Source organism: Novosphingobium sp. (genome assembly GCF_965229225.1).
Taxonomy (GTDB): domain Bacteria; phylum Pseudomonadota; class Alphaproteobacteria; order Sphingomonadales; family Sphingomonadaceae; genus Novosphingobium.
In genome coordinates this window covers 1,190,067-1,212,820 of record NZ_OZ245867.1, presented here as the reverse complement: position 1 = coordinate 1,212,820, position 22,754 = coordinate 1,190,067, and the positions used below count along the sequence as shown (strand labels likewise).

Annotated in this window: 17 protein-coding genes; 12 read left to right on the top strand and 5 right to left on the bottom strand. The window is 65.5% G+C overall.

Annotation, left to right across the window (positions count from 1 at the left end; translation table 11 throughout):
- The first annotated feature begins 3 nt into the window (after window positions 1–3).
- From ACO06X_RS05375 to ACO06X_RS05350, 6 genes are all read left to right on the top strand, one after another.
- On the top strand, window positions 4–909 hold the full coding sequence (locus ACO06X_RS05375) for an XrtA system polysaccharide deacetylase (protein WP_421838940.1): 906 nt from the start codon (window positions 4–6) through the stop codon (window positions 907–909).
- A complete protein-coding gene (locus tag ACO06X_RS05370; RefSeq protein WP_421838939.1) occupies window positions 906–1,967 on the top strand; it encodes a FemAB family XrtA/PEP-CTERM system-associated protein in 1,062 nt (353 codons plus the stop codon). Before ACO06X_RS05375 ends, ACO06X_RS05370 begins: the two co-directional genes overlap by 4 nt.
- Window positions 1,964–3,190, top strand: coding sequence for a TIGR03087 family PEP-CTERM/XrtA system glycosyltransferase (locus tag ACO06X_RS05365; protein WP_421838938.1), 1,227 nt, complete (start codon window positions 1,964–1,966; stop codon window positions 3,188–3,190). Before ACO06X_RS05370 ends, ACO06X_RS05365 begins: the two co-directional genes overlap by 4 nt.
- Window positions 3,180–4,754, top strand: coding sequence for an exosortase A (xrtA, locus tag ACO06X_RS05360; RefSeq protein ID WP_421838937.1), 1,575 nt, complete (start codon window positions 3,180–3,182; stop codon window positions 4,752–4,754). The genes ACO06X_RS05365 and xrtA overlap by 11 nt, the downstream gene beginning before the upstream one ends.
- 10 nt (window positions 4,755–4,764) lie before the next feature.
- A complete protein-coding gene (locus ACO06X_RS05355; protein WP_421838936.1) occupies window positions 4,765–6,654 on the top strand; it encodes an XrtA/PEP-CTERM system amidotransferase in 1,890 nt (629 codons plus the stop codon).
- A 168-nt stretch (window positions 6,655–6,822) separates the two neighbouring features.
- Window positions 6,823–9,024: an EAL domain-containing protein gene (locus tag ACO06X_RS05350; protein ID WP_421838935.1), complete on the top strand. Its 2,202-nt coding sequence runs from the start codon at window positions 6,823–6,825 to the stop codon at window positions 9,022–9,024.
- Between the two features lie 293 nt (window positions 9,025–9,317).
- On the opposite strand, the gene zapE is transcribed toward ACO06X_RS05350, so the two are convergent.
- The 4 genes from zapE to ACO06X_RS05330 all read right to left on the bottom strand — a co-directional run bounded on the left by zapE (window position 9,318) and on the right by ACO06X_RS05330 (window position 12,159).
- Window positions 9,318–10,436 (bottom strand): cell division protein ZapE, encoded by a 1,119-nt coding sequence (gene zapE, locus ACO06X_RS05345; protein WP_421838934.1) that lies wholly within the window; start codon window positions 10,434–10,436, stop codon window positions 9,318–9,320.
- Entirely contained in the window at window positions 10,433–10,903 is a 471-nt protein-coding gene (locus ACO06X_RS05340) for a PaaI family thioesterase (protein WP_421838933.1), read from the bottom strand. The genes zapE and ACO06X_RS05340 overlap by 4 nt, the downstream gene beginning before the upstream one ends.
- Before the next feature lie 39 nt (window positions 10,904–10,942).
- The gene (locus ACO06X_RS05335) at window positions 10,943–11,725 is read right to left on the bottom strand and encodes a succinate dehydrogenase iron-sulfur subunit (protein ID WP_298165550.1); all 783 of its coding nucleotides are present in this window, start codon (window positions 11,723–11,725) and stop codon (window positions 10,943–10,945) included.
- Window positions 11,726–11,976: 251 nt separating this feature from the next.
- Complete coding sequence (locus tag ACO06X_RS05330) at window positions 11,977–12,159, bottom strand: Flp family type IVb pilin (RefSeq protein WP_421838932.1); 183 nt, start codon at window positions 12,157–12,159, stop codon at window positions 11,977–11,979.
- 303 nt (window positions 12,160–12,462) lie between these two features.
- Here ACO06X_RS05330 and ACO06X_RS05325 point away from each other — a divergent pair, with 303 nt between their 5' ends.
- Window positions 12,463–13,095 carry a class I SAM-dependent methyltransferase gene (locus ACO06X_RS05325; RefSeq protein WP_421838931.1) on the top strand — a complete coding sequence of 211 codons (633 nt, stop codon included), beginning with the start codon at window positions 12,463–12,465 and terminating at the stop codon, window positions 13,093–13,095.
- Window positions 13,096–13,183: 88 nt separating this feature from the next.
- Here the strand turns inward: ACO06X_RS05325 and ACO06X_RS05320 are convergent, their stop codons facing one another.
- Window positions 13,184–16,000: an Rne/Rng family ribonuclease gene (locus tag ACO06X_RS05320; RefSeq protein ID WP_421838930.1), complete on the bottom strand. Its 2,817-nt coding sequence runs from the start codon at window positions 15,998–16,000 to the stop codon at window positions 13,184–13,186.
- 670 nt (window positions 16,001–16,670) lie between these two features.
- Between ACO06X_RS05320 and ACO06X_RS05315 the strand changes: the two genes are divergently transcribed.
- The 5 genes from ACO06X_RS05315 (at window position 16,671) to ACO06X_RS05295 (ending at window position 22,752) form a co-directional block, all read left to right on the top strand.
- Window positions 16,671–17,555, top strand: a complete 885-nt coding sequence (locus tag ACO06X_RS05315; protein WP_421838929.1) for an N-acetylmuramoyl-L-alanine amidase family protein — start codon at window positions 16,671–16,673, stop codon at window positions 17,553–17,555.
- A gap of 49 nt (window positions 17,556–17,604) precedes the next feature.
- On the top strand, window positions 17,605–20,148 hold the full coding sequence (locus ACO06X_RS05310; RefSeq protein WP_421838928.1) for a penicillin-binding protein 1A: 2,544 nt from the start codon (window positions 17,605–17,607) through the stop codon (window positions 20,146–20,148).
- A 95-nt stretch (window positions 20,149–20,243) separates the two neighbouring features.
- Entirely contained in the window at window positions 20,244–20,786 is a 543-nt protein-coding gene (locus ACO06X_RS05305; protein ID WP_421838927.1) for a peroxiredoxin, read from the top strand.
- 89 nt (window positions 20,787–20,875) lie between these two features.
- Window positions 20,876–22,003 (top strand): peptide chain release factor 2, encoded by a 1,128-nt coding sequence (gene prfB, locus ACO06X_RS05300; protein ID WP_298173041.1) that lies wholly within the window; start codon window positions 20,876–20,878, stop codon window positions 22,001–22,003.
- A 29-nt stretch (window positions 22,004–22,032) separates the two neighbouring features.
- The gene (locus tag ACO06X_RS05295) at window positions 22,033–22,752 is read left to right on the top strand and encodes a class I SAM-dependent methyltransferase (protein ID WP_421838926.1); all 720 of its coding nucleotides are present in this window, start codon (window positions 22,033–22,035) and stop codon (window positions 22,750–22,752) included.
- The last annotated feature ends 2 nt before the right edge of the window (window positions 22,753–22,754 follow it).

Below are 22,754 nucleotides of genomic sequence, written 5' to 3'. Positions count from 1 at the left end.
GCCATGTCCCGCCCCGATCTTGGTCATCCGCAGCCCTCGGGTGCCGTGCTCAACGGCATGTCGGTCGATGTCGAGGACTGGTTCCAGGTCGGCGCGTTCGAACATGTGATCGGGCGCGGCGAATGGGACGGGCTGGACCGGCGCGTCGAGGCGAACTGTGACCGCGTGCTCGCGCTGTTCGACGAGGCCGGGGTCAAGGCGACGTTCTTCACACTCGGCTGGGTGGCGGAGAAGCACTCCGCAATGATGCGCCGGATCGCCGCGCAGGGCCACGAGATCGCCAGCCACGGTTGGGACCACAAGCGCGTGTTTGCCATGGGCGAGGCGGCCTTTGCCGAGGATATCGCACGGGCGCGCGCCGTGCTGGAAGACACCAGCGGCAGCGCGGTGACCGGCTACCGCGCGCCGAGCTTTTCGATCGATGCGCGCACGCCCTGGGCACACGAAGTGCTTGCGCGGCACGGCTATACCTATTCTTCCAGCGTCGCGCCGATTGTCCACGATCACTATGGCTGGCGCGAAGCACCGCGCTTTGCGTTCCGCCCGGTGGCAGGCTCGCCGCTGGTCGAAGTGCCGGTGACGACGGTGGAACTGGCCGGGCGGCGCATGGCGGCGGGCGGCGGCGGGTTTTTCCGCTTGCTGCCCTATGCTCTCTCGCATTGGGCGGTGGACCGGGTTAACCGGCACGATGGACGGCCGGCGGCGTTCTACTTCCATCCGTGGGAAGTAGATCCCGATCAGCCTCGCCGCACCGATGCGCCGCTGCGTTCGCGCTTGCGGCATTACACCAATCTTTCGGTTATGGCGCCCAAGCTCCGGAAGCTGCTCGGCGCGTTCCAGTGGGGGCGTATGGATGCGGTCGTTGCTGCCGAGGCCGCGCGGCTTGATGCCGAGCAGGTTGCGGCATGAACGCACCCTTTCGGCCGTCGCTGACCCGGGTCCGCCTTGCCGATCCGGGAGATCGGGGCGCTATTGCCCGCTTCGTGGCGGAGGCGGATGGCGCGACGCCGTTCCATCGGCCTGAATGGCTGGAGGCGGTGACGCGTGCGGCGGGGCATCCGGCGCACATGCTGCTCGCCGAACGCGAAGGGGCGATCGCGGCGCTGCTGCCGCTCCATGCCGTGCATTCGCCGCTGTTTGGCCGGGCACTGGTCTCGACCGGATTTGCTGTCGGCGGCGGTCTGCTGGGCGATGCGGACGCTGCGCCTGATCTCTTTGCAGCGGCCACCGAACTCGCCCGGCGCCTGACTTGCCCGACGGTCGAACTACGCGGCGGCACGATGCCGGAGAATGCCGCCTGGCACATCAAGCGCGACAGCCATGCCGGTTTCGTCGCGCCGCTTGCCGTGGATGACGAGGCGCAGCTGACGTGGGTTCCGCGCAAGCAGCGCGCCGAAGTGCGCAAGGGGCTGGGACACGCGATGGAGATTCGCGTCGGCCGCGATAGGCAGGACCGGGACTGTCACTACGCCGTCTATGCTGAATCCGTGCGCAATCTGGGCACCCCGGTGTTTCCGCGCGCCCTGTTCGAGGCGGTGATGGATGCGTTCGGCGAGGATGCCGACATTCTGACCGTGCTGCACGAGGGCCGCGCGGTGGCGTCGGTGCTCAGCCTCTATCATCGCGGCGCGGTGATGCCGTACTGGGGCGGCGGGGTGCATGCGGCGCGCGCGCTCCGGGCGAATGACGTCATGTATTACGCGCTGATGTGCCATGCGCGGCGGAAGGGCTGTGATCGCTTCGATTTCGGGCGCTCCAAGACCGATACCGGCGCCTATCACTTCAAGCGCAACTGGGGCTTTGCGCCGCAGCCGCTGAGCTATGCCGTGTGGAGCGCCGATGGCGCACCGCCGCGCGACGTCAATCCGCTGAGCCCGCGCTACAAGGCGAAGATCGCGCTGTGGCAGAAGCTGCCGCTGGGCATCGCCAACCGGATCGGGCCGTTCATCGCGCAGGGGCTGGCATGAGCGAGGTCCTGTTCCTCGCGCACCGCGTGCCCTTTCCGCCCGACCGGGGGGACAAGATCCGCTCCAACCACCTGCTGCGCCGGATCGCGGAGATCGCGCCGGTGCATGTGGGCGCGCTGGCCGATGATGCGGCGGACCTCGCGCAGGAAGGCGCAGTCGCCGCGATTGCGACCAGCCACTGCATCGTGCGCCGCGGTGCGCCGCTTCCGCTCGCAGCACTTGCAGCGCTTGGGCAGGGGCTGCCGGTCAGCCTGGCCGCGTTTGCCTCTGCCAAATTGCAGCGCTGGGTGCATCAATTGCTGGAAACCCGCCCGATTTCGGCGATCTTCGTGTTTTCCGGGCAGATGGCGCAATATGTGCCGCCTGAATTCCGGGGGCGGGTGGTGATGGATTTCGTCGACGTCGATTCAGCGAAGTTCGAAGCCTATGCCCAGACCGGCGCGCTGCCTCGCCGGTTGCTCTATGCGCGCGAGGCGCGGCTGCTGCGCCGGTTCGAGGAAAAGGCGGCGCGCCGCGCGACAACGAGCCTCTTCATCAGCCGCGAGGAGCGCGCGCTGTTCGAAAGCCGCCTAGCCGGAAGCGCGCGGCCCGATGTGCGCGCGCTGGGCAATGGCATCGATACCGAACTGTTCGATCCGGCGATGGTTGAACCGGCACCGGAACTGGCGGGCGCAGGCCCCGGCATCGTGTTCACCGGGCAGATGGACTATCCGCCCAACGTGACGGCGGTGGAGCTTTTCGCGCACGAAGTGATGCCGCGCATCCGGGCGGTCCATCCGGAGGCGCGCTTCGCCATCGTCGGCCGTGCGCCAACGGCTGCGGTGCGGGCGCTTGAGGGGATCAATGGCACTTTCGTGACCGGCGCTGTTGCCGATGTGCGGCCGTGGCTGGCGGGGGCGGATCTGGTCACGGCGCCGCTGCTCATCGCGCGCGGGGTGCAGAACAAGGTGCTCGAGGCGATGGCCATGGCGCGCCCGGTGCTGCTGACGCCTGCTGCGGCGACGGGCATCGGCGGGGCCGACGGGGAGCACTTCGCGCTGGCCGAGGCACCCTTGGCACTGGCGGATCGCGCGCTGGCGCTGCTGGCGGACCGCGCTGCGGCTGCCGCCCTGGGTGCTGCGGCGCGGCACTTCGTGGTGGCCGAATGCGGCTGGGACCGTGTGCTGGCGCCCTTGCGCGAACTGATTGCCGGTCCGCCGGAGTCTGCGGCCGATGCTGCCTGAAAGCGCGCTTCCGGCGCGGCCCCAAGGCCTGCTGTCGCGCCTGTTTGCCCGCGTGCCGGGCCACTGGCGCGCGCCGTTGATCCGGCTGGCCGCCGTGTGGCTGGCGCTGATCGTCCTGTTCCTCGGCGATTGGCGCGACATGGCCTGGCAGTGGTGGGAGAGTTCCACCTACAACCATATCCTGCTCATTCCGCCGATCCTCGGCTGGCTGGCCATGCAGCGCGCCGCCGAAACCGCACAGATCGTGCCGCGCGCCTGGTGGCCGGGCCTGATCGTGACGGGCGGAGCAGTGTTCCTGTGGGTTTTGGGCGACTTTTCGGGGCTTAATCTGGCGCGGCAACTGGCGGTCGTGGTGATGCTGCAGGGCGCTGCGCTGGCGCTGCTGGGGCCAAGGGTTGCCGCCGCACAGCTCTTTCCGCTGGGCTACATGCTCACGCTGGTGCCCTTTGGCGATGAGCTGATCCCGTTCCTCCAGACGATCACCGCCAAGCTGACCATGCTGCTGCTGGCGCTGAGCCAGATTCCGGCAACGATCGATGGCGTGTTCATCACCACGCGCTTCGGCTACTTCGAAGTGGCGGAGGCCTGCTCCGGGGTGAAGTTCCTGATCGCGATGCTCGCCTATGGCGCGCTCGTTTCCAACGTCTGCTTTGCGAGCTGGCGGCGCCGAGCGGGCTTCATGGCGCTGTCGCTGGTGGTGCCGGTGCTTGCGAACGGCGTGAGGGCGTGGGGTACGGTCTACATCGCCAGCTGGCGCGGGATCGAATTTGCCGCAAGCTTTGACCACATCTTCTATGGCTGGGTGTTCTTCGCACTGGTCATGGGGCTGGTCATGGCTGTTGGCTGGCGGTTCTTCGACCGCAAGATCGATGCGCCGCTGGTAGATGGAGCTGCCATTGCAGCCTCGCCGCTGCTGGCGCGGCTGGAGCGCCTTGCACTGCCCACCACGGTTGCGCTTGGCGGGATCGCCGCCCTTGCTCTGGCGGGCCTTGCCTGGAGCGCGGCGGCAAGCCGGATCGCAGCACCCATGCCAGGCCTCATCACGCTTCAGACAGTACCTGGCTGGCAGTTCGACAACGGCAGCCCGAAAGCCGAGTGGCACCCGCTCCACGGCGGCGCCGATCACCGGCTGGTGGCGCGCTACACCGATGGCAAGGGCCACGTGGTCGATATGTCCTTTGCGCTCTACGCCGCGCAAGGCGATGGCAAGGAGGCCGGGGGCTTTGGCCAGGGCGCCTTGCCGCTCGGCAGCCGCTGGGCGTGGGAGGAGCCGGGCCCGGTCTTTGCCGATGCCCGCAGCGACGTGATTCAGGCGCCGGGCCCGATCCACCGCCTTGCCGTGACCTGGCTGCGCACCGGTGAACTGCTCACAGGGAGCAACACCCGGCTCAAACTCGCCAACATGGAGGACCGCCTTCTGCTGCGCGCGCGCCCGACTATGGCGTTGATCCTTTCCGCCGAGGCAGGCGAGGGCGCGCCGCCGCCCGATGAATCGATCCGCAGCTTCCTTGCCGCCACCGGCCCCATCGCGCTGTGGATGGACCGCACGGCGCGCGTCCGGTAAGCGCTGACCCATGTGCGGCATTGCCGGGATCTTCCATACCGAGGGCCTGAAGCCCGTCGATCCGGACCGGGTCGCGCGGATGTGCGCGGTCGCGGCGCATCGCGGGCCGGACGGGCAGGGGGTCTGGACCGCTCCGGGGGTGGGGCTTGGGCACCTGCGCCTTGCCATCATCGACCTTGCGGGATCGCCGCAACCGATGGCCTCGTCCGATGGTGCGGCCATGCTGGTGTTCAACGGCGAGATCTACAATTTCCGCGAACTGCGCCGCGAATTGCAGGCCGAGGGCGCGACGTTCCGCACCGATGGTGACAGCGAAGTGATCCTCGCGGCCTGGCAGCGCTGGGGGATGAACTGCCTGCCGCGCCTCCACGGCATGTTCGCCTTCGCGCTCTATGATCTGCGGCAGCGCACACTCCTGCTGGCGCGGGATCGGCTGGGGGTGAAGCCGCTCCATATGGCAACGCTGGCCGATGGCAGCGTGATCTTCGGGTCCGAGCTGAAGCAGCTCCTCGCACACCCTTCGCTGCGGCGGGAGATCGATCCGCTGGCGGTGGAGGACTACCTCACCTGGGGCTTCGTGCCCGATACGCGCGCGATCCTGAAAGGCGTGGAAAAGCTGCCGGCCGGGCACTACCGCCTGCTGCGCCACGATGCCCCGCCGCCGCCGCCGGTGCAGTGGTGGGACGTCTCGTTCGAACGCCGCGAGCGCGGGAGCGAGGCCGATCTCGGCGCGCATCTGCTGCACCACCTGCGCGAGGCAGTGACTTCGCGCATGGTCGCCGACGTGCCGCTGGGCGCTTTCCTTTCGGGCGGGGTGGACAGCTCCAGCGTCGTCGCGCTGATGGCAGAGGCGAGCCGCGAGCCGGTCAAGACCTGCACGATCGGTTTCGATGTTAAGGCGCTCGACGAGACCGAGTATGCGGGCCGCATAGCCGCGCAATATGGCACCGAACACCATCAGCGGATCGTCGGCGCGGAAGACTTCGCGCTGGTCGACACGCTCGCGGCGATGTTCGACGAACCGTTCGCCGATGCCTCTGCCTTGCCGACATACCGCGTCTCGCAACTGGCGCGCGAACATGTGACCGTGGCGCTATCGGGCGACGGGGCGGACGAAGCCTTTGCCGGATATCGCCGCCAGACCTTCCAGCACCGCGAGGAGCAGGTGCGCGCCTTCCTGCCCGCTGCGCTCCGCCGTCCGCTGCTGGGCGGGCTCGGCGCAGCTTATCCAAAGCTGGACTGGGCCCCGCGCCCGCTGCGCGCCAGGACCACGCTGCTCAGCCTCGCTGGGACCGGCGAGGAGGGCTACGCGCGGGCGCTGGCGGTGACCGGGCCGGAGCTGCGCGCGAGCCTTTATTCCGACGAATTCCGGCGCCTGCGCGGGGATTACCGCGCCGAGCAGCCGTTCGTGGAGCTGATGCGCGGGGCACCGGCGCGCAGCGGGCTGGACCGGGCGCAATATGCCGATCTCAAGTTCTACCTGCCCGGCGATATCCTGACCAAGGTCGACCGCACGAGCATGGCGGTGAGCCTTGAGGCGCGCGAGCCGCTGCTCGATCATCGCCTGATCGAATTCGGGGCGCGGCTGCCCGAACGGGTGCGCGTGCGCGGGCGGACGGGCAAATGGCTGATGAAGGAGGCCATGCGGCGCTATCTTCCCGAGGATATCCTGTTCCGGCAGAAGATGGGCTTCGTCACCCCCATCGCCGCTTGGCTGCGCGGGCCGCTTGCAGGAGAGGCGCGGCAGGTGGTTTCCGGCGGGACTCTCGCCCGCACGGGCTGGTTCGACACCGCCCGTCTGGCGGCTCTGGCAGAGGCGCATATTGCCGGGACGAGCGATCACAGCCGGCTGATCTGGCAATTGCTGATGCTGGACAGAAGTTTGAAGATAGTTCTTTAAAACCATATACTTGAATGCATACATAGCTGAATCCGATGGTCGAATCTTAAATCTATATAAACCATTTCGGGCTATGGCCGGGTGTCACCAACCCCATTTGGGCGGTCCATGCGGCAGGTTTTGCGATCAACATTGGGTTTTTCCCTGCTGGCGGCGTTGCTCCTCGCAATGTTCGCCACCGGAGAGCCGTTGGCGCATTCCTACTGGAATGTGGTGTTCAAAAACCTTCGGCGTGATGCTCCCACGAACACTGTGCTGCTGACAGTGGATGACCGCAGCGGGTGGACGACTGCCGAACAGGCCGATCTGCTGAACAAGCTCCGCCGGCAGATGCCGCGCCGGGTCTTCTTTGATGCGGTCATTCCGGCGGGAGAAGACAAGGTTGGCGACACCGCCTTGATGCAGGCGCTGCAAAGCTTCGATTCCGATATCGCCGTTGTCGCGCGCGCCGAGAAGATGGACGACTTCGACGACCACGCCTTCACCTTGCCATCGGCACAGGTGGTGAGGAACACGAAGGTCGTGGTGTCCGCATGGCGGTCCAATTTCGTCTACTATGCGATTTCCGCACCCTACACGGTCACGATCCGTGGCCGGGAATACCAGACTTTGGGCGCGGCGCTGGCAGGCGTACAGAGCGGCTTCGAATCCGACTACTATCCCGATTTTTCGATTGATCCCCAGTCAATTCCCCGGGTCCGTTCGCAGGACATTCTGAGCGGGGCACCCCTGCCATCCGGTCTCTCGGGGCGTACGGTGATCGTGACCTCGCCCGAACGGGTTCCGTCGATCCGGTACTTCGGCCACCGGCTGGTTCCGGCCGTTGCGCTCGATATCGCTGGCGCGGCGGGGCTCGCCTTGCCGTTCTCGGTGTCGTTCGGTCAGAAGTTCGGTTCGATTCCCATGCTGTTGTTGGCGGCGTTGCTGGTGGTGCAAGGCGCACGGGCAAGGCGGCGCACCAAGCTGGCATGGTACATCGCGACGGTTGCCACGGTCATCGGCCTGCCTGCTCTTCTGCGCACGCAAGGTATCGTGTTCCCGCCGGACTGCGCGTTGATCTTCATCTCCGTCTATGCCGCGCTGCGCCTTTGGCAGAAGCGAGCACGGCGAATCCAGCTGACGAGCGCCGCAGGCCTGCCCAACCTCCTTGCGTTCACCAACGGCACGATGCCTGTGGGGGCGGACATGGTCGTGGCGGTCGTCGCGCGGTATGAGGAAATGCTCGCAACCTTGCCGCATGAACTGCATGGCGAATTTGCCCGAGCTATCGCAAGACGCATAACCGCCGGTTCCGGAACGGACACGATCTACCATGGCGAAAGCGGCCAGTTTGCCTGGTCCGAGGAAGCGCGTCCGCTCGAAACGCAGCTCGACCACCTCGAAGGGCTGCGCGCCCTGTTTGCCTCGCCGCTCCAGATCGGGGCGCATACGTTCGATACGAACATCCATTTCGGCCTGGATCGTAACGAGGGGCTCGATGTGCCGACCCGGCTCAATTCGGCTCTCGCCAGCGCCAACCAGGCCATGGCGAGCGGCCGATCGATCGAGATGTTCGAGGCCAGCCGCCTTGCAGAGGCACCGTGGGAGCTTTCGCTGCACGCACGGATCGAGGAAGGCCTGCGCAATGGCGAGATCTGGCTCGCATTCCAGCCGCAGTTCGACCTGACCAGCAATCGCATCTGCGGGGGCGAGGCGCTGATTCGCTGGAACCATCCTACACGTGGTGCAATCGCGCCCGATGCCTTCATTCTTCAGGCGGAACGCGCCGGCCGCATCGATGCCCTGACCTACTGGGTGCTCGATCTGGCGATCACCGCGACACTGGCGCTCAATGCGCGGGGACCGCGGTTCCAGATGAGCATCAATCTTTCGGCGCAGATGGTCGACAAGCCTGATCTTGTCAGCAACTTTTCCGAGATCGTGCGCCGCCGGGGTATCGATCCTGCGCTTCTGACGGTCGAGATCACCGAGACTTCCAGCGTCCGGAACCGGCCCGCAGCCTGCCAGAATCTGGCACGTCTGCGTGAACTGGGCTTCCGCCTTTCCATTGACGATTTCGGAACCGGCGAGGCCAGCCTTGCCTATCTGGCCGACCTGCCGAGTGACGAACTCAAGATCGATCGGCGGTTTGTCGCCCGGATGATCTCGAGCCCGCGCGACCGGATCATCGTGGCCAATACCATCAATCTTGCTCATGCGCTGGGCCAGAGGGTCGTCGCCGAGGGTATCGAAGACGCGCCGACGCTCCAGCTTCTGCGCGACCTTGGGTGCGATTGCGCGCAGGGTTATCACCTCGGCAAGCCGATCGCCTTTGCCGACTTCGAGAAGGATTACGATGCCAGTCTGGGGCAGGGACGGCGAACCGTTTAGACGTTGTTAACCAAACCCATTAGTGATAAAAGAGTGCAGTCCACTTTTCGGGAGGCACTCATGCTTTGGCACTGGCTTTTTAAGTGATCGTTCCAAGATCGCCGGTTTTCCGGTGGTCTTGCATCGTGAATGGCGAGAATCGCTCAATATGAGCGCTCAAGGTGCAGCTGCCTTGGGCGCTCATATTTTTTGGTCGGGCCGCGCAGACTGACCTTCGAAGTGGAAATAGGGTTAACGCAATCGCTTCGGATTTGGAGCGATTTTGCTGTGGCTGCATACGCCGACGCGAAAGTTCAGGCCTCGCCGTGGCCAAGCGCGAGATACTCGCGGCTTTGCATCTCGATCAGGCGGCTGACCGTACGCTCGAATTCGAAACGGCCATCACCCGCAGGGTAGAGATCTGCCGGTTCCGCATCGGCAGTCGCGATCAGGTTAACCTTGTGCTCGTACAACGCGTCGATCAGCGTGACGAAGCGCGCGGCCTCGTTGCGCTGGTCTGGACCCAGCCGGGGGATACCGACCAGGATAACCGTGTGATAATTGCGCGCGATGGCAAGATAGTCCGCCGCGCCGCGTGCCTCGCCGCAGAGGCGCTTGAAGCTGAACACGGCAACGCCCTTCAGGCTCTTCGGCACGTGCAGCATCCGCCCGCCGCCAAGATCGAGCGAGCCGGTGGGGACATGCAAGCTGTCCTCCGGCGGATAGTCCGTCATGCGGAAGAACGCCTCGCGCACCGCTGCTGTTGCCTCGGGGCCATTGGGCACGTGCCAGGTGCCGACACCTTGCATGCGAGCCATGCGGTAGTCCGTGGGGCCGTTAAGCGCGATCACCTCGAGCCGGCTTTCGATCAGCGCGATGAACGGGAGGAAGTGCTCGCGGTTGAGCCCGTCCTTGTAGAGCTCGCTCGGCGCGCGATTCGATGTGGTGACCACTGTGACGCCGAGATCGGCAATCAGGGCGGTGAACAGACGGCCCATGATCATCGCATCGGCGCTGTTGTTCACCACCATCTCGTCGAAGGCGAGGACGCGCGCCTCGGCCGCGATGGCAGCGGCGACCGGGGGAATTGGGTCGCCGCGCTCCTTCTGCCGCTCGACGCGCAGGCGGGCATGAACGTCGAGCATGAATTCGTGGAAGTGCGCGCGGCGCTTGGGGCCTGCTTCCAACGTATCGTGGAACAGGTCCATAAGCATCGACTTGCCGCGCCCGACTCCGCCCCACATGTAAAGTCCGCGCGGCGGGGCAGGGGGCTTTGCTCCCAGCAGGCGGCCGACGAGGCCGGGCTTGGGGGCGGGCCGCTCCAGCTCCTGCTGCAACGAATCGAGCCGCGCGGCTGCGGCAGCCTGTTCGGGATCGGGTTTGAGCTCGCCAGCCGCGACAAGCGCGGCATAGCGCTGCACAAGGCCGCTCATCGCGCCGAGGGCTTGCGCACGGTTCCGTTGAAGGCGGCGACGAGATGGTCGTCCTGCACCACCGTGCCGCGCAGGAACAGAAGCCGGCGGGTTTCGCGCAGGACTTCCACCACGGCATCAAGCGGCTTGCCGACAATGCCCGCACCGATGAACTGGGTGGACAGATCCAGCGTGACCGAGCCTGCAGCATCGCCATCGATCGCGTGGCGCATGCAGGCGAACAGCGAGACGTCGATCAGCGAGAGCGTGATCGCGCCGTGGACCGCATCGAGCAGGTTGCTGTGGCGGCGCTCCGGAAACATGCGCAGGCGCACCGCCGGGCCGCCACCGGGCAAGTCCTCGCGGCGGACCAGCAGCCGGCCCATGACATAAGCATTGAACCGGTCCTGATCCTTCAGGTCCCAGGTATACCAGCCGGGATGGTCTGCGGCGGGGCCATAGGTGAAGGCGGCGTTGTCGACGGTCATATCGGTCGGGGGCATGTCAGGCGCGGGGCCGAATGCAGGTCAGAGTGAGCGCTCGACCTGCATCTTCTTGATTTCCGCGATCGCACGCGCCGGCGAGAGGCCCTTGGGGCAGACGTTGGCGCAGTTCATGATCGTGTGGCAGCGATAGAGGCGGAAGGGGTCTTCCAGTTCGTCAAGCCGCTCACCGGTCATCTCGTCGCGGCTGTCGGCCAGCCAGCGATAGGCCTGGAGCAGGATGGCCGGGCCGAGGAACTTGTCGGAGTTCCACCAGTAACTGGGGCACGAGGTGCTGCAGCAGGCGCACAGGATGCATTCGTAGAGGCCGTCGAGCTTTTCGCGCTGCTCGGGGCTTTGCAGGCGCTCCTTGCCCGAAGGCGTGGGTGAGACTGTCTGCAGCCAGGGACGAATCGAGGCATACTGCGCGTAGAAGTGGGTGAAATCGGGGACGAGATCCTTGATCACTTCCATGTGCGGCAGCGGGGTGATGCGAATCTCGCCCTTGAGGTCCGAAATCGCGGTGGTGCAGGCAAGGCCATTGCGGCCATTGAGGTTCATCGCGCACGAACCGCAAATGCCTTCGCGGCAGGAACGGCGGAAGGTCAATGTCGGGTCCTGTTCGCCCTTCATTTTGATCAGTGCATCGAGAACCATCGGGCCGCACTGGTCGAGATCGATCTCGAAGGTATCGTAACGCGGGTTCTCACCGCTATCCGGATCGTAGCGATAGACCTTGAACTTCTGGATCTTCCCTTGCGTGGCCGCCGGGAAATGCCGCGACTTGCCGTTGACCTTGGAATTCTTCGGAAGCGTGAAGGTCGCCATCGAGCCGTCCTTGTTGATCAGATACGTTGATCGGGTTCGAAAAAAAGGATGAACAGTCCTTAGCGAAACCGTGGCCGTGGGCAAGGGGGCAGGGGGGGCATTCGCACCCTGTCCAAGGTGACAGGTAATCCCTTGTTCTGTTCCTGCGGATGGTGGCACCGGCCCACAACGCGCACCAGGAACGGTGCACAAACGAAAGGGGCGGGGAACCGAAGTTCCCCGCCCCCGAACGTTTCGCTTGCGCGAAGCTCTTAGAGCTTGCCGTCCGAAGCGTTGTTCATCTGGGTCGAAACCAGGGTGAACGTGTTCGACAGCGAGTTGCCCAGCGCGCCCATGGCGGTGATGGCGGCAACAGCGATGAGAGCGGCGATCAGGCCGTATTCGATTGCGGTCGCGCCATCTTCGTTAGCGAGAATGTTCTTGAAAAGCGTCATGTTCGATCTCCTGAGTTGGCGCCCCACGCGCCACTCACCCCTCGTGTCTTCCGTGGTGAGCAAGGCCTTATCTACGCACAACCTTCTAACAATCCCCTAACGCGCAAAAGAGCATACAGGTTTGGCTGCCGGTAAAATACTTTTATGAATCAGGTGGATGTGGCGCTGAGCGGGCTGTTTGGCGCGAAGACTGTGACACAAAATGGAAATCAATCGACTCGGTGAAACGCTTCACTGCGGCGCTTGTCGGTCTGCGCCGGGGCGTGCAACAACAGCGCCAGTCAGCATGGAGGGGTTAGCGGCATGGGTTTCAAGGCATTCTGGGATCGGCACATGGTGCCTCGGCTTATCCGCACCTGCTGCGGAGCAGATGCGATCATGGATCTGCGCGGGCAGGTTGTGCCCAAGGCGCGCGGCGCGGTGTTCGAGATCGGCTGCGGCGGCGGCTACAACCAGCAGTTCTATGACCAAGGCGCGGTAACGTCTTTCGCCGGGATCGACCCATCGGACAAGCTGCTTGATTTCGCGCGGGCGGAAGCGGCGAAGAAGGGCTGGGCAGCGGATATCCGCCATGGCGTGGGCGAAGCGATTCCCTTTGCCAGCGAGAGCTTCGATACGGTGGTGTGCACTTACACCTTGTGCTCGGTGAGCGATCCGCAGCGCGTGCTGGCGGAGATGCGCCGCATCCTGAAGCCGGGCGGGCAGTTCCTGTTCCTCGAGCACGGCAGCGCGCCAGATGAGGATGTCCAGCGCTGGCAGCAGCGCATCGAGCCGTTCTGGAAGCCGATTGCCGGTGGCTGCCATCTGACGCGCCCGGTTACTTCAGCGGTGCGTCATGCGGGGTTTGAGGTCGACCCCATCGGCCAGGGCTATCTGCCCGGCAATCCGCGCTGGGCGGCGTGGATGGAATGGGGCATCGCAACGCGCCTCGCCTGACAGGGCGCGCTGTCCCAGCAAACGAAAGGGCCTCCCCGGCTTGGCTGCCGGGGAGGCCCTTTGTGTTTGTGCGCCTGACTGATTTGGATCAGGCGCCGAAGGTGCGCTGCCACCAGCCGCGACGCGGCTCACCCGGCTTGTCATCGGCCGGAGCAGCGGCGGCAGCCGGTGCTTCAGCCGGTGTTTCCGGCGTGGGCTCCGTGGCAGCGGTTTCCTCTGCGGGTGCAGCGGGTGCCTCTGCTTCGGGCGAATCGCTCTTCTTGCGGCGCGAGCGCTTCGGCTTGGCGGGGGCCTCGACTTCCGCTTCTGCAACCGGTTCAGCCGCAGGGACTTCGGCAACAACCTCGGCAACCGGCGCTTCCGCTTCGGCGGCTTCGGCCTTCTTGCGGCGCGAGCGTTTTGGCTTGGCGGGGGCTTCGGTCTCGACCTCGGCCACTACCGGTTCCGCAGCGGCTTCGGATACGGGAGCCTCGGCTTCGACCTCGACCGGCTGGGCATCTGCCTTGCGGCGACGCGAGCGACGCGGCTTGGCTGGTGCTTCCTCGGCTGCCTCGACCAGAACGGGCGCTTCGGCGGCTTCGGCAGCGTCGTCGCCGGCCTTGGCCCCGTCACCTTGGGCCCCGTCATCCTGCGCTTCGTCGCGCTGTGACTCATCACCCTGAGCATCGCCGTCACCACGGCCTCCGCGCCGACGACGGCCGCGGCGGCGGCGCTTGCGCGGTCCGCGCTCGTCATTGCGATCTTCGGAGCGTTCGCCGCCTTCGCTGCGCTCGCCGTCCTCATCGCCTTCGTCGTCGCCGTCAGCCTCGCCGCCTTCGCCGCCTTCGCCTTCTTCGGCTGCCGACTGGGCGATCTCGTTGCCATCACGATCGCGGCCACGACCCCGGCGGCGCTTGCGGCGCTTGCGACGACCGCCTTCGCCATCTGCCTCATCGCGGTCCCGCCGTTCGCTGCGCGGCTCGTCCTGCGCCTCGGTCTCTTCCTCTTCGGCGTAGTCGTCGTCCTCGTCGATATCCGTTTCCGGTTCGATGATCGGTTCGAAGCGCGGCACGAACGAGGGCTTGGGCCCGCGCGAGGCAACGCGCATCTTGGCGCCTTCGTTCTCGCCCTCAGGGATTACCTCGACCGAGACGCCATAGCGTTCCTCGATCTCGGCCAGATCAGCGCGCTTGGCGTTGAGCACGTAGATCGCCGCTTCCTGGCTGGCATAGAGCGAGATGATCGTGCCCTTGCCCTTGGCGGCTTCGTCCTCGATCATGCGCAGCGCCGAAAGCCCGGCAGAGGACGCGGTGCGGACAAGGCCCGAGCCATCGCAGTGCGGGCAGGCGCGGGTCGTCGCTTCAAGCACGCCGGTGCGCAGGCGCTGACGGCTCATTTCCATCAGGCCGAAGCCCGAGATGCGGCCAACCTGGATGCGCGCGCGATCGTTGCGCAGCGCTTCCTTCATCGCCTTCTCGACCTTGCGGACGTTGGAGCCGTACTCCATGTCGATGAAGTCAATCACCACGAGGCCGGCCATATCGCGCAGGCGCAATTGGCGGGCGATCTCGCGCGCGGCTTCAAGGTTGGTGGCGACCGCAGTTTGCTCGATGCCGTGTTCCTTGGTGGAACGGCCCGAGTTGATGTCGATCGAGACGAGCGCCTCGGTCGGGTTGATCACGAGGTAGCCGCCGCTCTTCAGTTGGACGACCGGATCGTACATCGCGGTAAGCTGGTCTTCGGCGCCATAGCGCTGGAACAGTGGCACCGGATCGACATATTGCCGCACACGCTTGGCATGGCTGGGCATCAGGAGCTTCATGAAGTCCTTGGCGGCACGGTAGCCGTGCTCGCCTTCGACGACGACTTCCTCGATGTCGCGATTGTAGATGTCGCGGATCGCGCGCTTGATGAGGTCGCTGTCCGAATGGATCAGCGCGGGCGCGGAGGACTTGAGCGTGCGTTCGCGGATCTCGTCCCACAGGCGGGCGAGATAGTCGAAGTCGCGCTTGATCTCGGGCTTGGTGCGCTGGAGGCCGGCGGTGCGCACGATGCAGCTCATCGTGCGGGGCAGTTCCAGCTCGGCCATGATCGACTTGAGGCGCTTGCGGTCTGCCGCCGAGTTGATCTTGCGGCTGATGCCGCCGCCGTGGCTCGAATTGGGCATGAGCACGCAATAGCGGCCCGCGAGGCTGAGGTAGGTGGTGAGGGCGGCGCCCTTGTTGCCGCGCTCTTCCTTGACGACCTGGACGAGCAGCACCTGGCGGCGCTGGATCACGTCCTGGATCTTGTAGCGGCGGCGCAGCGCCATGCGGCGGGCGCGCAGATCGTCGGCCTCACGCGCCTGGGCACGGGGCGCGCGCTGGCGGCGGGGACGGCGCGAGCGGCCGCCTTCGTCGTCGGAGCCTTCCTCGCCCTGCTCGTCACCGGCTTCGTCGCCGCCGTTGCCGTCTTCGTCTTCAAAGCCATTTTCGACGACGCCGCCCTCGATCGTGGCGACTTCGTTTTTCTCCGAAGTATCGACTTCGGTGACGCCCTCGTCGCCGTCGTAGTCGTAGCGGTCATCGCCGCCTTCCTCGTCATCGAGGTCGTCGTGCTCGGCCTCGTCGGCAGCGCGCAGCGCGGCTTCTTCCTCGGCGTGGGCCGCTTCCTCGGCAAGGAGCGCCTCGCGGTCTTCCTTGGGGATCTGGTAGTAATCGGGGTGGATCTCGCTGAAAGCGAGGAACCCGTGCCGATTGCCGCCGAAATCGACGAAAGCCGCCTGCAACGACGGTTCGACGCGGGTTACCTTGGCGAGATAGATGTTGCCCTTGATCTGCTTGTGATCAGCAGATTCGAAATCGAACTCTTCAATCCGGTTGCCATTGAGCACCGCCACCCGGGTTTCTTCCGGGTGGCGCGCATCGATCAGCATGCGCGTGGTCATTATAAAGTCTCCAGCCGCGCGGCCACGGGGGTGAACCCGGGTTCTGGGCGCGGTTCAATGTGAAAGCGCGATAGCCGTCTTGGCCGGGCCTGGCAGATGCCGGGGCCGGGGCGAGGCGTTTCGCGAATGCGGGTTTGCCGGTTCGGAGCGCGGGAAAGGCCGCTTTTGCGTGCCCGATGCGCTCGCCGCCCGGCGGCGGTTGGTGCGTGTCTGCCCAGATGGCATTCCGTGGGATGGTCCGTGGCGACTGGCACGGACCTATGCACGCCAAGCCTGCGCGGGCCCCTGTGGGGCTCCTCGGCTCGAACGTTGCACGGATTTCCATCAAGACATCAACCTCTGGCGCGAAAAAGGTCGAATACGGCCAAAACCAAGGCCGCGATCCCTTTTTCGCTGGTACTTCAGGTCCGGGCAAAAACCGTGTCAGGGCAACGCCTTGTCCCGATAATCTGTGACGCGCGCGTTAGCACTGCGGCAGGTTTCGGAGGCGGAGCCGAGGCCGATCCGGGCTCGTTCCAGATTGGCACTGCTAGCACCGGAATTGCCAACCAGCAATTAAAACCATGACCGGGCGGCTGCGGTCCGATGGCGCTCCCCGATGGCGCTCTGGTGGAACACGTAGCAATTCCTGCTGGACCGCCCGGCAGTCCGCATTGCATAGCCGCGAGCCATGAGAGGGCGTGTGCTGATCGGGGTGGTGCTGGGCGTGCCGTTGGCCGTCATGACGGCAGCCGTGATCCTCATGGCCTTGGCGTATGCCGCGCCGGCCCGCAATCCCGACTATGTTATCCGGATCGCCCTGCCTTCGGGGGCGGCGCAGATCGGGCTGCCCAAGATCGAAGGCCCGGCCGATGCGAGCCGGCCCCTCGTGGTGATCGATGCCGGGCACGGCGGGCATGACCCCGGCGCGAGCGGGCAGCACGGCGAGCGGGAGAAGAAGATCACGCTGTCGCTCGCACTGGCGCTGCGCGATGCCTTGCTCGCGGGCGGCCGTGTGCGGGTGGCGATGACACGCGATGGCGACCGCTTCCTCGCGCTCGAGGAACGATCGGGAATCGCGCGGCGGCTGAAGGCCGATCTGTTCGTTTCCATCCACGCCGATGCTTCGGAATCGCCCGAGGCAACCGGAGCGACGGTTTATACTCTGTCCGACCGGGGCTCCGACGCGGTGGCCGATGCAGTCGCGCGGCGGGAAAACAAGTCCGACACCGTGAACGGGGTGGAACTGGGCGGCAAATCCGATGCGGTGACGGCGATTCTGGTGAGCCTCTCGCAGCGCGAGATGCGCGAGCGTTCGAGGGCCTTTGCGGCGCTTGTGCTGCGCGAGGGAGATGGCAAGATGCGCTTCCACACCGATCCGGAGCGTGAGGCTGCGTTCGTCGTGCTGAAGTCGCTCGACCTGCCCTCGGCCCTGATCGAGGCTGGCTACATCAGCAGCCCCGACGACGCGAGGGCGCTGGCCAATCCGGGCTGGCGCAAGGGGTTTGCCGCATCCGTTGCCACGGCGATCGAGATCTATCTTGCGCGGACCAACATCGCCTCGGTCGTTCCCTGAAGCTCGCCACTGGCAATTCCGCGAAAGGCCATGCTAAAGCGCCGCGCAGATGGCGAATGATCCCAACCTTCCCGGCGGTGATGGCACTTCGGTGCGTTGGCGCATCCAGCGCAATGCAGCGGGGCTGCTGGGCCGGGCGCGGGAACTCTGGCGCACGCAGGTCTGGGTGCGCCGTGCGGGCTATGCGTTGGGTGTGCTGGCGGTGCTCTATCTGATCCTCTGGGTCACCGTTATCCGCACGCTGCCATCGGCGGACAAGCTGCTTACCTATCAGCCGCCGCTGCCCACCATGGTGCGCGGCAATGATGGCGAGATCGTCTCCAGCTATGCGCGTGAGCGGCGGGTGCAGCTGCGCTATGTCGATTTTCCCGAGCCGCTGATCCACGCCTTCCTTTCGGCGGAGGACAAATCGTTCTTCAGCCATGGCGGCGTCGACATTACCGGCCTGATCGGCGCGATGGTGGACTACACGCTGAAATTCGGTTCGGGCGAGCGCGCACGCGGCGGCTCCACCATCACCCAGCAGGTGGCCAAGAACATCCTGATCGGCAACGAATATTCGGTCACGCGCAAGCTCAAGGAGATGATCCTCGCGCGGCGAATCGAGAGTGTCCTCAACAAGCAGCAGATCCTCGAGCTTTATCTCAACGAGATCCCGCTGGGGCGGCAGAGCTTTGGCGTGCAGGCAGCGGCGCGGGCCTATTTCGACAAGGACGTGGGCGATCTCAAGCTCCACGAAGTCGCATTCCTCGCGATCCTGCCCAAGGCACCGGAAACCTATGGCCGCGCCAAGTTTGCCGAGAAGGCGCTGGAACGGCGCGCCTATGTGCTCGACCAGATGGTCAAGAACGGCTGGGCGACTCCGGCGGAAGCGGCCGAAGCCAAGGCGCAGCCGCTGGGCCTCGTGCCACGGCGTGCCGAAAACTACACGGCGGATGCCGGCTATTTCCTCGAAGAAGTGCGACGCCAGCTGATCGACAAGTTTGGCGAGAATGCCGATGGCGGCCCCAACAGCGTCTACGCTGGCGGCCTGTGGGTGCGCACCTCGCTCGATACCGAGCTCCAGACAGCGGCACAGACAGCGCTGCGCACAGGCCTCCTTCGCTTCAGCGGCGGACGGGCCTGGAACGGACCGATCGCCAAGCTCGACGTTTCGGGGAACTGGCAGTCCGAACTCGTCACCAGCAACCTTGCGATCCGCTATCAGGACTGGCGGATCGGCGTGGTGCTGGAGAAGCGCGGCGCCAATAGTCAGGGAGGGGATGGGCGGATCGGATTTTCCGACGGCACCACCGGGCCGCTCTGGGCGATGCCGAGCGCGATGAAGCCCGGTGACGTGATCGCGGTAGCGCCTTCGGGCGGCGGCTGGGCCGTGCGCGTCATCCCCGAAGTTTCCGGCGGCATGGTGGTGGAAGAGCCCTTCAGCGGGCGCGTGCTGGCGATGCAGGGCGGGTTTGATTCCCGGCTGGGCTCGTTCAACCGCGCGACGCAGGCGGTGCGTCAGCCGGGTTCGACGATCAAGCCGTTCGTCTATGCAACGGCGCTCGACAACGGGATGACCCCGGCCTCGATGGTGCTCGACGGTACGTTCTGCGTTTATCAGGGTGCGGCGCTGGGGCAGAAATGTTTCCGCAACTTCGGCAATGAAGGCGGCTCGGGCAGCCACACGATGCGCTGGGGCCTTGAGCAATCGCGCAACCTGATGACCGTGCGCATCGCCAACGATACCGGCATGGACAAGGTGGTCCGCACGATCAAGGGCGTCGGGATCGGAGATTATCAGCCCTATCTTTCGATGGCGCTGGGCGCGGGCGATACGACCGCAGCGAAGATGACGAATGCCTATGCAGCGCTTGCCAACCATGGCCGCCAGCACGAGCAGACGCTGATCGACTATGTGCAGAACCGCGATGGCAAGGTGATCTGGAAGGCCGACAACCGCGATTGCTCCGGCTGCAACATGGCGCAGTGGGACGGCAAGCCGATGCCGCGCATGAAGCCTACCGGCAAGCAGGTGCTGGACTCCCGCACCGCCTATCAGGTGGTGCATATGCTGGAAGGCGTTGTCGTGCGCGGCACGGCGCTGACGCTGGCCGACCTCAACCTGCCGCTGTTCGGCAAGACAGGCACGACCAGTGGGCCTACCAACGTGTGGTTTGCCGGTGGCTCGCCCGATATCGTGAGCGCGCTCTATCTCGGCTATGATCAACCGCGCAGCCTTGGCGGCTATGCCCAGGGCGGGCGGATCGCTGCGCCGATCTTCAAGGAATTCGTGCAGCGGACCCGGGCGCGCTGGAGCGACACGCCCTTTACCGTGCCCGAAGGCATCCGCATGGTGAAGATCGACCGGGTAACCGGACGGCAGGTCTTTGGCGGAACACCGCAGGATTATGAGCGGCAGGCTTCGGTGATCTGGGAAGCGTTCAAGCCCAACAGCGAGCCGACCCGCACGTTCCGGCCGGAAGACCAGACGCTGAAGGATGCGGTGCTCGAGGCGATCCGCAAGGCGCGCGCGGCCAAGGGCGATGCCGGAGGCGAGGACGTGCCAGTGGAAGAGGGCGACTTCGTCGAGGACAAGGGCGGCATTTATTGAGTCGTGCCGGGCTGGCAGGAAAATGGGACCGCCCCTATTTTTCCTGCACCAATTGCCGGTTCCCGCTAGGCAAGCTTGCTGATAGGCTCTGTTTCATGATCAAGCCAGTTCTGTCCGCTGCTGCGGCGCTCGCCCTCCTTATCCCCGCTGCCGCCAACGCGGAGCTGACCCAGGGTGCTGTCGCGCCCGATTTCACGACGATGGGGGCACTCGCCGGCAAGCCGATGAAGGTCAACCTCAAGGCGCTGCTCGCGAAGGGGCCGGTTGTGCTCTACTTCTACCCCAAGGCCTTCACGCAGGGCTGCACGATGGAAGCGCATGCCTTTGCCGAGGCGACGGCCGATTTCGCCAAGGCCGGGGCCACGGTGATCGGCATGTCGAACGACGACCTGCCGACGCTGCAGAAGTTTTCCACGGCCGAGTGCCGCGACAAGTTTGCAGTGGCCGCCGCGTCAAAGGACGTCATCAAGGCTTATGACGTGTCGCTGAAGGTCGCCGGGATTTCGAGCGGACTGACCAAGCGCACCAGCTACGTCATCGCGAAGAACGGCAAGATCGTGCTCGTCCATTCGGACATGGACTACAAGGATCACGTGAAGCTCACGCTTGAGGCGGTCCAGAAGCTCAAGAAGGGCTGAGCGCGAGGCGCCGAGCCCCAAGCGCCTCTTTACAAGGCGCGCCGCTTCGCTAAGCGGCTGGGCTCCCGCAATTTGGAGTGAGACCCGTCATGCGTGCCGAAGGGCAGGCCCATATCGACCGCATCGAGGCCGCGCTGCGGCTCGTGCGCAAGTTCCTCGACTGGGACCGCGCGGTGCGGCGGCTCGATGAACTCAACGCGCGGGTCGAGGACCCGAAGCTGTGGGACGATCCCAAGCAGGCCGAAGTGGTGATGCGCGAGCGGCGGCGGCTTGAAGCGTCGATCGGCACGGTGAACGAGATCAGCGCCGAAATGGCCGATGCCATCGAATTCGTTGAACTCGGCGAGATGGAAGGCGACGAAGCGACGGTCGGGGAAGGGCTGGCGAGCCTTGCTGCGCTGGCCGAGCGCGCCGATGCGGACAAGGTGCAGGCGCTGCTGGCGGGCGAGGCGGACGGATCGAACGCGTTCCTCGAAGTTCACGCCGGGGCAGGCGGCACCGAAAGCCAGGACTGGGCCGAGATGCTGCAGCGCATGTACACGCGCTGGGCGGAGCGCCACGGGTTCAAGGTCGATCTGCTGGACTATCACGCAGGCGAAGCCGCCGGGATCAAGAGCGCGACGCTGCTGATCAAGGGCGAAAACGCCTACGGCTATGCCAAGACCGAGAGCGGCGTGCACCGGCTGGTGCGGATCAGCCCCTATGACAGCTCGGCACGGCGGCACACCTCGTTCAGCTCGGTCTGGGTCTATCCCGAGATCGACGACAACATCGACATCGAGATCAACCCCGCCGATCTCAAGATCGACACCTACCGCGCTTCGGGCGCGGGCGGGCAGCATGTGAACACCACCGATTCGGCGGTGCGCATCACCCACGTTCCTTCGGGCATTGTCGTGGCCAGCCAGATCGATCGTTCGCAGCACAAGAACCGCGCGACCGCGATGGGGATGCTGAAGGCGCGGCTCTATGAGGCGGAGCTTGCCAAGCGCGAGGCGGCGGCGAGCGGCGAATATGCCGCCAAGACCGAGATCGGCTGGGGACACCAGATCCGTTCCTACGTGCTCCAGCCCTATCAGCAGGTGAAGGATCTGCGCACCGGCGTGGTCAGCACCAACCCGACCGACGTGCTCGATGGCGCGCTCGATCCGTTCATGGCCGCGGCACTGGCGCAGCGGGTGACGGGCGAGAAGGTGACCGTGGAAGACGACGATTGAGAACGGCTGCGGCCTTTTTGGCCGGGCTGATGGCGCTGACGGCCTGCCGCGCGGCAGATGCCGGCGATACTGATCGCGCGCCGCGCAATCGCGCCTTTCCCAGTGCCGACCGTCCGGTTGCGAAAGTCGTCTCGACCCAGTGGGCGCCCGAGGAAGCGCGCGACAAGCAGGGCGAAGCGACAAGCGTGATGGACGAGGCTGAAGTGGCCTCGGGCATGACCGTTGCCGATATCGGCGCGGGTGAGGGGTATTACACGGTGCGCCTCGCCGCACGGGTGGGCCCCAGGGGGCGGGTGCTGGCGCAGGACATCGATGAGGGCGCGCTTGGCCGGCTGGGTGCGCGGATCGAGCGCGAGCAGCTCACATCGGTCTCGATTCTGCGGGGCGCGCCTGATGATCCGCGCTTGCCGGCGCACAGCTTCGACCGCGTGTTCATGATCCACATGTACCACGAGATCGCGGAGCCCTATCCGTTCCTCTGGCGGCTGTGGCCGTCGCTGAAGCCCGGCGGCTCGGTCATCGTGGTCGATGCCGATCGCCCGACCGACCGGCACGGAACGCCGCCCGCCTTGCTTTTTTGCGAATTCGAGACAGCGGGCTTTCGCTTGACCGCGTTTCGCCGTAAGCCGGATGTATCAGGCTATTATGCTCAGTTCGTACCCGCGGGCAGCGGGCCGCCTGAGCCGAGCAAGATGCAATCGTGCCATGCCGGTGCCAATGGCTCTGGTGGCAAGGTTGGGGGTCTCTAAGG